Origin of the sequence: Rhizobium sp. AC44/96, assembly GCF_001692185.1 — a bacterium.
Taxonomy (GTDB): domain Bacteria; phylum Pseudomonadota; class Alphaproteobacteria; order Rhizobiales; family Rhizobiaceae; genus Rhizobium.
In genome coordinates, this window is record NZ_LXKO01000001.1 from 721,157 (window position 1) to 731,432 (window position 10,276).

Annotated in this window: 13 protein-coding genes; 9 read left to right on the plus strand and 4 right to left on the minus strand. The window is 61.6% G+C overall.

Features of this window, described 5'->3' with window-relative positions; all coding sequences use genetic code 11:
- The first annotated feature begins 58 nt into the window (after positions 1–58).
- Complete coding sequence (locus A6U87_RS03495; protein WP_065689812.1) at positions 59–784, plus strand: L,D-transpeptidase; 726 nt, start codon at positions 59–61, stop codon at positions 782–784.
- A gap of 42 nt (positions 785–826) precedes the next feature.
- Here the strand turns inward: A6U87_RS03495 and A6U87_RS03500 are convergent, their stop codons facing one another.
- Positions 827–1,537, minus strand: coding sequence for a DUF1194 domain-containing protein (locus A6U87_RS03500; protein ID WP_065689813.1), 711 nt, complete (start codon positions 1,535–1,537; stop codon positions 827–829).
- 113 nt (positions 1,538–1,650) lie between these two features.
- On the opposite strand from A6U87_RS03500, the gene A6U87_RS03505 reads away from it, so the two are divergent.
- Positions 1,651–3,573, plus strand: a complete 1,923-nt coding sequence (locus tag A6U87_RS03505) for a BTAD domain-containing putative transcriptional regulator (protein ID WP_065689814.1) — start codon at positions 1,651–1,653, stop codon at positions 3,571–3,573.
- A 29-nt stretch (positions 3,574–3,602) separates the two neighbouring features.
- Entirely contained in the window at positions 3,603–4,529 is a 927-nt protein-coding gene (locus A6U87_RS03510; RefSeq protein WP_065689815.1) for a cation diffusion facilitator family transporter, read from the plus strand.
- Positions 4,530–4,577: 48 nt separating this feature from the next.
- On the opposite strand, the gene A6U87_RS03515 is transcribed toward A6U87_RS03510, so the two are convergent.
- Positions 4,578–4,793 (minus strand): DUF1127 domain-containing protein, encoded by a 216-nt coding sequence (locus A6U87_RS03515; RefSeq protein WP_244499414.1) that lies wholly within the window; start codon positions 4,791–4,793, stop codon positions 4,578–4,580.
- Positions 4,794–4,887: 94 nt separating this feature from the next.
- Here A6U87_RS03515 and A6U87_RS03520 point away from each other — a divergent pair, with 94 nt between their 5' ends.
- Positions 4,888–5,763 (plus strand): LysR family transcriptional regulator, encoded by an 876-nt coding sequence (locus tag A6U87_RS03520; protein ID WP_065689816.1) that lies wholly within the window; start codon positions 4,888–4,890, stop codon positions 5,761–5,763.
- 30 nt (positions 5,764–5,793) lie between these two features.
- On the opposite strand, the gene A6U87_RS03525 is transcribed toward A6U87_RS03520, so the two are convergent.
- Entirely contained in the window at positions 5,794–6,270 is a 477-nt protein-coding gene (locus A6U87_RS03525; protein ID WP_198928655.1) for a MarR family winged helix-turn-helix transcriptional regulator, read from the minus strand.
- A 115-nt stretch (positions 6,271–6,385) separates the two neighbouring features.
- On the opposite strand from A6U87_RS03525, the gene A6U87_RS03530 reads away from it, so the two are divergent.
- The 3 genes from A6U87_RS03530 (at position 6,386) to A6U87_RS03540 (ending at position 8,011) form a co-directional block, all read left to right on the plus strand.
- Positions 6,386–6,808, plus strand: a complete 423-nt coding sequence (locus A6U87_RS03530; RefSeq protein WP_065689817.1) for an organic hydroperoxide resistance protein — start codon at positions 6,386–6,388, stop codon at positions 6,806–6,808.
- A 104-nt stretch (positions 6,809–6,912) separates the two neighbouring features.
- Positions 6,913–7,296: an MbcA/ParS/Xre antitoxin family protein gene (locus A6U87_RS03535; protein ID WP_065690255.1), complete on the plus strand. Its 384-nt coding sequence runs from the start codon at positions 6,913–6,915 to the stop codon at positions 7,294–7,296.
- The gene (locus A6U87_RS03540; protein ID WP_065689818.1) at positions 7,256–8,011 is read left to right on the plus strand and encodes an RES family NAD+ phosphorylase; all 756 of its coding nucleotides are present in this window, start codon (positions 7,256–7,258) and stop codon (positions 8,009–8,011) included. Before A6U87_RS03535 ends, A6U87_RS03540 begins: the two co-directional genes overlap by 41 nt.
- 6 nt (positions 8,012–8,017) lie before the next feature.
- Here A6U87_RS03540 and A6U87_RS03545 read toward each other — a convergent pair whose 3' ends face one another.
- A complete protein-coding gene (locus A6U87_RS03545; RefSeq protein WP_065689819.1) occupies positions 8,018–8,464 on the minus strand; it encodes a MarR family winged helix-turn-helix transcriptional regulator in 447 nt (148 codons plus the stop codon).
- A gap of 84 nt (positions 8,465–8,548) precedes the next feature.
- Between A6U87_RS03545 and A6U87_RS03550 the strand changes: the two genes are divergently transcribed.
- Together A6U87_RS03550 and A6U87_RS03555 are read left to right on the plus strand one after the other, a co-directional pair.
- A complete protein-coding gene (locus tag A6U87_RS03550) occupies positions 8,549–9,277 on the plus strand; it encodes a thioredoxin family protein (protein WP_065689820.1) in 729 nt (242 codons plus the stop codon).
- 127 nt (positions 9,278–9,404) lie between these two features.
- Positions 9,405–10,184: a VOC family protein gene (locus A6U87_RS03555; RefSeq protein ID WP_065689821.1), complete on the plus strand. Its 780-nt coding sequence runs from the start codon at positions 9,405–9,407 to the stop codon at positions 10,182–10,184.
- The last annotated feature ends 92 nt before the right edge of the window (positions 10,185–10,276 follow it).

Consider the following 10,276-nt stretch of genomic DNA (forward strand, 5'->3'; position numbering starts at 1 on the left):
CAACCCTCCAGGGAACGGCGTTCGTCGTTCCCGCGCTAAAGGAAACCAGACCCGCGTTATGAGCTTTGAAAAAACTATCTCCCGTCGCAGCTTCCTGTCCCTTTCGGCCCTGACCGCGGCGTCGGCGCTGGCAGGCTGCGCCTCCTCTTCGGGCAGCAGCGGGCCGATCGGCCAGCCGATCTCCTTCCCCAATCCGGTTCGCGCCTTCCAGACGACACCGGCACCCACCGACGCCGAACTGGCCGTCATGTATGGTCCCATCGAGGACGGCGGCTTCTTGATTCCCGCTGTTCCCTATCAGCAGATCGATCCGCGCTTCTATCGCCAGCAGGTGATCGATCCGACCGGCGAGGCACCCGGCACCATCGTTGTCGATACGCCTTCGCGCTTCCTCTATCTCGTCCAGCCCGGCGGCACGGCCATGCGCTATGGTGTCGGTATCGGTCGCGAGGGCTTTGCCTGGCAGGGCTCCGGCGTCATCCAGTGGCGTCAGAGATGGCCGCGCTGGAAGCCACCGAACGAGATGGTTGCGCGCCAGCCGGAGCTCGTCAAATACTCGATCGAGAACGGCGGCATGGAACCGGGCCTGAAAAACCCGCTCGGCGCCCGCGCGCTCTACATCTTCTCCGGTGGGGAAGACACTCTCTACCGCCTGCACGGCAATCCCGACTGGCGGTCGATCGGCAAGGCTGTATCGTCCGGCTGCGTGCGCCTGCTGAATCAGGACATCATCGATCTTTACGACCGCGTGCCGAACAAGGCGCCGATCGTGGTGAAGCAGTAATCTTTGAAATGGCCTCTTCCCGGCTACGGGGAGGGGCGTCCATCACGGGTGCTGGGCAACCTGGACCTCGGTGGATGGCGACAGCTCCCGCATCAGCTTCCGCCGGATTGCCTCGGCATAATCCGCAAGACTTCTGACCTCCATGACGAAAGCGTCATCGCCCAGGATCACCCGCTTTTCGTAATAGCCGCGAAGATCAGGCTCCTCGTCGGAAATCACCAATCCGTTGACGATCGTCCCCATCGCTGTCGCCCGCTGGCGCGCATCATAAAGCGATGGCGTCTTTCTGCGTTTCGGCGCGACGGTTTCCTTCCCGTCGCCCGAGACATTGATGATCGTCTTGATGGCGCAGAAGCTGGGATCGGACAACAGGTCGAGCGCCGACCATATTCCGTTGCCGATGTCCGTATTGCCGAACACCGTGCGGTGGTTGGCCTCGATGGCAAGGGCGAATGGCTCTGCACCGGCGCCGTCGGTGATCGAGAACCAGTCAAGTTTCTGGGTCGAGAACTCCCCATCCCCCCAGAAGACCGCCGACACGCGGACAGACCCGGCGTCTTTCAATGCCTTGAGCACGCCATCATCCCGGAAGGCGTCGGCAATGGCGGATTTCTGGAACGCATATTCCTCATCCGTGATGCTGCCGGATCCGTCGACGGCAAGCACCAGAGCGATGTCGGCGCAGGCCGAGGATTGCGACGCGGCCATCGTGAAAAACAACGCCGCAGCCGGCCAGATCAGCTTCCTGAACATCCGCATCCCTCCAGTCCTCGCACCCTCTGAAAATCACTATGACAAGGGCTCGCTTTCCTGCTGTTATATGAGCGTTATAGTAAATGCTAAATTAGAGATTGCACGGGGAAGCGATGCGGTTCACGCTGCGCCTGCATGGTCAATTCCAGCTTCTCTCCCCCGCGGGCGAGAATATCGTGATCGCGTCGCGCAAGCATCAGGCGCTGATCGCGATGCTCGCGCTTTCGAACGGGAAGCCGATTTCGCGCTCGAAGCTTGCAGGCCTGCTCTGGGCCGAACGCACGGAGGAACATGCCCGCAACAGCCTTCGCCAGGCATTCTTCACCATCCGCCATGCGGTCGATGGCCATGGCGTCTCGCCCTTTGTTTTCGACAGTGCATCGGGCTGGGCAAGGCGCGATGCTGTTGCGACCGACATCCACACGCTCGTCGAAAGCGCCGGCGCCGGACGTCTGCCGTCAGCGCTCGATGCATTCGACGGAGAGTTTCTGGAGGGACTGGTGTTCCACGACGAAACACTGGAGGCATGGCTGGTGATCGAGCGGAGCCGGCACCACAACTTGCTGGTCGATTGCCTGGCAGGCCTCGCGGACAAGCTGGAGAGGGCCGGTGACGTCGAGCAGGCTTGTCTTGCCGCACGATGCCTCCTGCGGCGCGATCCCTATCATGAGCCGTCTCATCGGACGATCCTGCGCTTCCATCAGACGCGCGGTGAACGCGCCCGTGCCCTCAAGCACTATGAGAGCCTGAAGGCTCTGCTGGATGCCAATCTCGGTGTCGCGCCGGACCAGGAAACACAGCAGCTGATCGATCGAATTCGCGAGCCACGGCCGCTGCCGCCGGAGGTGGCCAACGGCAAGCCGCGGATTGCGATCCTTCCCATCAGAAGCCTGTCGCACGGTGGCGATGACAAACTCACCGCCGAGACATTGACCCGCAAGCTGATCGGCGAACTCGGCCTGTTCTCTCCGCTTTCGGTAATTGCCGCCGCGACGATGCTGGCGCTGGACGCCCGCCATGAGACGGTCGAGGATATCGGCCAGCGCGTCGGCGCCGACTATGTCCTGGAGACCGCGGTTCAGGGGCAGGGCGAGACGGGATGGGCGCTGGCCCAGTTGATCTCCGTACAAAGCGGCACGCAGATATGGAGCCGCAAATACACGGGAGAAAATCTGGAATCTGCTGCCGGCCAGGACCGGCTCGTGCGCAAGATCAGCGGCAATCTCTATCACATCCTGATGCGACACGCGGCGGCCAGTTCGGCGATGGAGCCGGAGGGCGGGATCGGTACCGAGAAGCTCTACCTGCAGGTCTTCCACCACGTCGAGCGGCCGACGTTGAAAGGCATGATCCGCGCCCGACGGCTCTGCGAACGCCTTCTGGCGATCGATCCTAACCACGTGCTCGTGCGCGAAAGCCTTGCCTGGATAAATTTCCATTCCTGCTTCAACGGCTGGCTCGATGATCCTGATCGCGGTTTCAGGGAGGCGCACGAAATCGTGCTGGCAGGCTTGGCGCTGGATGATCACGAACCTTACCTGCTGAGCGCCTTTGGCCTTGCCGAAATCTACCTCGGAAACGCCCGTGCCGGTCTCGATGCACTGAAGAGGGCGGTGGACCTCAATCCCAATGATGCGGAGTTTCACACTTGGCTTGGCATCGGCCTGACCTTTTCCGGGGCAATCGGCGAGGCGCATCTGGCGTTCGACCAGGCCGATCAGGTCAGCCCCGACTATCATCCGATCTTCTTGTTTCGGGCCGATGCCCACTATACCTCCGGCAACTACGAGGATGCGATCACCTGCCTTGACCGGTTCCTGACCGTGCTGCCCGAATATAACTGGGGACGCCTGTTGAGAGGCGCGTGCTATCAGGCGCTGGACAGTAATGCGATGGCGCGACGCGACGTGGCGCATGTCGGGGAAAACGCGCTGTTGCTCAATGGCCGATATCTCGACCAGCTGCTGCAAGCCCGCACCGCATCCTTCCGGCAAGGTTTGTGGCAGAAGCTGGAAGCTGCGGGTTTTCCCGGGTGAAATGAAATCCTGCGGAATCGGGGAATGAAATGCAGAACGAGCAGGGTGTCCTTCGGGTCTCCATCATTGCGACCGTGCTGGTAGCGGGTATCGGGATCGCTTTCGGCATCCTGTCGCGATCGTCGTCGATAACATTCGATGGCGTCTATGCGCTGGCCGATGCCGGAATGACTGTACTGGCACTGTCCGTTTCCTCGCTGATCGCGAAATCAGCCCAGAACGACGCGCTATCCAGGCGGCTCGGCAACCGCTTCACGATGGGCTTCTGGCATCTCGAACCGATGGTCCTCGGCATGCAGGGCACGCTGCTTTTTGCGGTCGCGATCTATGCACTGATCAATGCGATCATCAGCATATTGAACGGTGGGCATCATCTGGAATTCGGCTTTGCCATTGTCTATGCGGTCGTCACACTTGTCGCCTGCGTGGCAATGGCGGCCTTCGGAACGCGCGCGAACCGCCGGCTGCAGTCGGACTTCGTGGCGCTCGACGTTCGCTCATGGATCATGTCGGGCGGAATTACCGCAGCACTCCTGTTGGCCTTTTTGATCGGCTATGCCGCCGATCAGGCCGGGCACGAATGGCTGTCTCCCTATATCGATCCCGTGGCGCTGGCGATCGTCAGCCTCGTCATCATTCCGATGCCGATCGGAACCATGCGGCAGGCGCTGGCGGACGTGCTGCTGATCGCTCCCGCCGATCTCAAGGCGCATGTCGATCAGGTCGCAGGCGACGTTGTGTCGAGGTTGGGGTTTCTCTCCTACCGTGCCTACGTCGCGAAGGTAGGGCGGGCGATACAGGTGGAGCTCTATTTCATCGCGCCGCAGAACTGGCCCGCCAAGAGCCTGGAGGAGTGGGACCACATTCGTGACGAGATAGGCGAGGCGATCGGTGGCGAGAGCAGCGATCGCTGGTTGACGATCGCCTTTACCACGGATCCCGAATGGGCCGAGTAGTCGACCCGGCTTTAGCCAGTGTAGCTTGAGCGATCCCGCAATGCTGCGTCATCCCCAGAAGGCAGACTTCGCAGCTTCCTTCCTGGCCTCCGAAGGGGAGAGGCCGATATCGTCCAGCTGGTCGCGTGTGAGCTCGGAGAGCGCAGCACGGCTGCGGCGTTTCTCGATGCTGTTCGCAATCATCTTGAGTGCCCGGCGGATGCTCTTCAGGAGCATCTCAAGCCGGCTCGCGTCCCGCCCGTCGGCTGCCGTTTCCATTGTCATGTCTTCAGTCTCCATTGCCTTTTCCCGACAATGCGCTGGAAGTCTGCCTTAATGAAGCTTATGGATCTTATGCAAAGCATAAGGGAAAATTTGCATGGCGTTCGGCTTCGACCAGCTTCAGGCCTTTATCCATGTCGCCGATCTGGGAAGCTTCACGGCAGCCGCTGACAAGGCGGGCGTGACGCAACCTGCCGTGAGCCTCCAGATCAAGCTGCTGGAGCAGCGGCTCGGCGTCCGCCTGATCGAGCGGGTCGGCAGACGCGCGCAGCCGACTGTGGCAGGCATGGATTTCCTGGTTTACGCGCGGCGGATCATGCAGGAACTGGCTTCCGCGGAGGAGGCCATGACACCGCACAAGAGCGGCCAGGCCGGCCGCGTGCGCATCGGCAGCGGCGGAACCGCCTCGGCCCATCTGCTGCCCATGGCAATCAAGATGGCCAAGGCCCGAATGCCTGGATTGGAGATCATTGTCCGCATCGGCAATACCGACGAAGTGCTGCGCGATCTGGAGGCGAATACCCTCGATCTCGCGGTGGTGACGCTGCCGGCTTCAGGACGATCGTTTGAGATCGAGGAGTTCTGCGATGACGAGCTTCTGGCGGTCGCGTCGCATGGTTCATCGTTTCCCGAGGGTGGGCCGGATGCGTCCTTCGTCAATGAGCAGATGCTGTTGCTCTATGACGGAGGCAACACGCGGCGGAGCATCGATGAATGGATGGGCTCTGCCGGTCTCGTGGCGCGGCCGGCCATGGAGTTTGGCAGTGTCGAGGCGATCAAGGAGCTGGTGGCAGCGGGGCTTGGCTGGTCGATCCTGCCTGCCATGGCCCTGAAGCGCGACCGTGCAGGTTTCCTCGAAATCTCGCCGGTCAATCCGCCGCTCGTGCGCAAGCTCGGCATGGTCATCCGCCGCGACAAGCATCTGAGCCGGGGGCTGCGCGAGATGATGAAGGCGCTCCGCGAGGTCGGCTGAGGCAGGCAACGCGCGTGACGAGGGCCCGACCTACGCCGCGGAGGTGAGGTTTGCCCGCAGGCCCTGCAGCATTTCGCGGATCGTCACCATTTCATCGAGCGTGCAGCCTGCTGCCTGGCCGATCGACGCCATGATGGTGTCGACGTCGCCTCTCATCGCATCGCCCTTGGCGGTCAGCGAGACAATGACCTGCCGTTCGTCCCTCGGATCGCGCGTCCGTGTAATGAGACCGTTCTGCTCGAGACGTTTCAGCAGGGGCGAGAGCGTCCCTGAATCGAGATCCAGCTGCTCGCCGATGATCTTGACCGGCAACTCCGATTTCTCCCACAGCACCAGCATCACCAGATATTGAGGGTAGGTGAGGCCGACCTTGTCGAGGATCGGCTTGTAGGCGCGCGTGAAGGCGTGCGCCGTCGAATAGACCGCGAAGCAGAGCTGCCGTTCGAGCCGTTTTTCCTCGTCGGGAATTTCCATTGTCTTAGCCGTCTGCGTTTTCATTTCCGTCATTCCTTACACCTGCATTCTCCGCCTTTCGGTTTCTGAATGCAATTTGCAAAATTAACTTGCGCACAATTTAATTGCGCATTATACAAAGTCCAACCCCAACGCAAAGGAGACTGACATGCCTATCCTCTACACGACCAAAGCTTCCGCCACCGGTGGCCGCGCAGGCCGCGCCGTTTCCGAAAACGGCGTTCTCGATGTCACGCTGACGGTTCCGAAGGAACTCGGCGGTGACGGCGCGACCGGCACCAACCCCGAACAACTCTTTGCAGCTGGTTACTCGGCATGTTTCCTCGGTGCGCTGAAATTTGTCGCCGCCAAGGAAAAGGTCAAGATTCCTGAAGACACCACCGTCAGCGCCACGGTCGGCATCGGCCCGCGCGAAGATGGCGGCGGCTTCGGCATCGAGGTTGCCCTGACCGTCAATATCCCTGGCCTCGACAAGCCGACCGCCGAAAAGCTCGCCGCGGCTGCCCACATCGTCTGCCCCTATAGCCATGCCATGCGTACATCGACCGAAGTTCCGGTCACCGTCGCCTGAGACACAATCCCATAGGCTGAAGAAAAAGAGCGCTGCGCAGATTCGCGGCGCTCTTTTCATGTGAAATAAAGTCGCTATATTCTTTCCAGTGAAAGGATATGCTCATGGTCGCCGTAAATCAGAGCGCCGGTGCGCGCCCCTCGGAAGCCACCGTCATTACCAAGGCGGCCGTCAATGCTGCCGATTGTCTCGGCATCAGCGCCCGTACGCTGTCTGCGGTTCTCGGCCTGTCCGAAGCGACCGTCTCGCGGATGAAGCGGCAGGATTACCTTCTCGATCGCGGTTCCAAATCCTTCGAACTCGCCATTCTTCTCGTTCGCCTGTTCCGCTCGCTCGATGCGATCGTCGGCGGCGATGAAGCCGTTGCCCGGCAATGGCTGCGAAACGCAAACACGGCCTTTGGCGCCACGCCGCTCGAAAAGATCGTCAGCATCTCGGGATTGACCGATGTCATTGCTTATCTGGACGCCCGCCGCGCTATCGTCTGAGCTGCGCGCCGTTTCCGGGCGTTTCTGGCGGCTGGTGGAGGCGCAGCACCAGATCTCGACGTTGAAGATCGTCGATACGCTCGAAGAACAGGCGCTCCTCGAAACACTCCTTGAGGAAAGCAAGCCGGCGCTGCCGCCCGAATGCATCGGGCTCGACTACCTGCTGGCGACCCCCTTCCGCTACGGCGCGGTCTATCCGCACGGTTCGCGCTTTCGCCGGGCAGGGCGCACGCTCGGCGTCTTCTACGCCTCGGAGAAGGTCGAAACGGCGCTGGCCGAAATGGCATTTTATCGCCTGTTGTTCTTTGCCGATTCACCGGCGACACCGCTTCCCGCCAATGCGGCCGAATACGCCGCCTTTGCCGCGTCGATCGAATCGGGCGCAGCTCTCGACCTGACCCTCCCGCCGCTGGACCAGGACCGCGCCGTCTGGACCGACCGTCTGCGCTATGAACCCTGCCAGTCATTGGCGGACGCCGCGCGCGAGGTGGGCTGCCAGGCAATTCTCTATGAATCCGTCCGGGATCCGCAACGCGGCCGCAACATTGCGCTGCTGACCGCTGCCGCCTTTGCCGCGCGCGAACCGGTCGAACGCCAGACCTGGCGCATCAGGCTGTCGGCAGCGGGTGTGCAGGCGCTGTGCGATTTCCCGAAGATCAGGATCGGCTTCGCGCGCGCGGATTTTGCAGACGATCCACGCATCGTGTCCGGCTAGGAAACTCTAGGCAAGGGCCAGCAGATCCTGCCGCAGCCTGTGGCCGTTGCCGTCGGGCAGGGCGTCTTCGAGCGCCTTGTGGGTGCTCTCCCAGATCGGTACGGCCGCAGCCAGCACGGCCTTGCCCTCCGCCGTCAGGCTGAGAAGCCGTCCGCGCCGATCTCTCGGATTGGTCGTGATATCGACCCAACCCTTGCGCTGCAGCGGCTTCAGGGCAGCGGTAAGGGTCGTCTGGTCCATGGCGAGCAGCTTGGCGACCGGCCCCATCGGTGGCGGTTCTGGCCGGTTGAGTGACATCATCAGCGAGAACTGGCCATTGGTCAGGCCGACGGGCCGCAACGCCTCATCGAAAAGGCGCGCCAGCGCCCGCGCTGCCCGCTGGGCATGCAGGCACAGGCAGGTGTCGCGCACCAGAAGGGTGGTTGCAAAGGGAATCTCGACCGCGTTTGACATGCTAAATTTCTATTGATATCAATATATATAGTCAAGGAAAAGGAGAATGGACCATCCCGGTCGCGCCGGAGGAGGGCGCAAGCGATGCAGAACCAGGTCGTTTCCCGTGAAGAATGGCTCGAAGCCCGCCGCGCGTTGCTTCTCAAGGAGAAGGAAGCAACCCACCTCAGAGACAAGGTGAACGCCGAGCGCATGGCCTTGCCCTGGGTCAAGGTCGACAAGGATTACGTCTTCGATACCCCGACGGGCAGGAAGAGCCTGTCTGACATGTTCGATGGTCGCAGCCAGCTGCTGGTCTATCACTTCATGCTCGGGCCGGAATGGAAGGCGGGCTGCCCCGGCTGTTCCTTCCTCTCCGATCACGTCGACGGCACGCTGCCGCATCTCAACAATCACGACGTCACCTGGGTCGCCGTGTCGCGCGCAGCTCTTGAGCGGATCGAAGCCTACAAGAAGCGGATGGGCTGGAAGTTTCCCTGGGCCTCCTCCTTCGGTTCCGACTTCAATTATGACTATCACGTCTCGTTCACCCCTGAGGATCTCGCCAGAGACAAGGTCGTCTACAATTTTACGGCCATTGAACCTGCCAATGCCAACGATGAGCTGCCCGGCATGAGCGCCTTCTACAAGAACGAGAAGGGCGAGGTGTTCCACACCTATTCGAGTTATGCCCGAGGCTTGGAGGAAATGGTCGGGACGTTGATGATCCTCGACCGCGCGCCCAAAGGCCGCAACGAGGAGGGGACAATGGATTTCATCAAGCGCCACGACGAGTACGCGCCGGCGCAACAGGCGTCATCGCACTGCCACTGAGTGATGTGACGATGTTGCCGCCTTGCCATTTCAGCGCCGTGGCGCATTTGGCAGGAATGGGCGGCCAGCCACCGGCTGCCTCAGACTGATCGAGAACTGAACGCATGGGCGTGAAAGGGAGATCACGATGTCCGCAACGCATGGAAAGTTCATCTGGTGTGAATTGATGACACCGGACACAGGTGCCGCCGTGGATTTCTACGGCAAGGTCGTCGGCTGGACGACAACGCAAATGAGCGTACCGGGTATGCCGCCGTATACGATCTTCGAGGCAAACGGTGTCGGCGTGGCTGGGCTCATGGAGTTTCCCGCCGAGCCGGAAGGCAAGGGCATTCCGCCGAACTGGACCGGCTACGTGGCGGTCGATGACGTCGACCAGTCGGCAAAGGATTTCGCCGCAAACGGCGGCTCCGTGCGCCGCCCTCCGGAAGACATTCCGACCGTTGGGCGTTTCGCGGTGGTGGCCGATCCGCATGGCGCGGTCATCTGCATCATGACGCCTGCGCCGATGGACAACCCGCCGCCGGAAGCGCCAATGGGGTCCCCCGGCCAAGTCGGTTGGCACGAGCTTTATGCCGGCAACGGCGAAGAAGCCTTCGCGTTCTATTCGAAGCTGTTCGGCTGGACCAAGGACCACGACTTCGACATGGGCGCCATGGGCGTCTACCGCATCTTCGCCGAACATGGCACGCAGACCGGCGGCATTATGACCAAGCCACCGACGGTGCCGATGCCGGCCTGGTGCTATTATTTCAACGTTCCGGCCATCGATTCCGCGATCGATCGCGTCAAGGCCGGTGGCGGCACCGTACTGAACGGCCCCATGGAGGTGCCCGGCGGCAGCTGGATCATTCAGGCATCGGACCCGCAGGGCGCGTTTTTCTGTCTCGTGGCTCCAAAACGCTAGCGCCCGACCCGGCGCACTCGTTAACGGTTGAGGGACGCCGACGGAGGCGTCCCGACTCACTGCATCGGCCGGCATTGCGCATCGATGCCGAT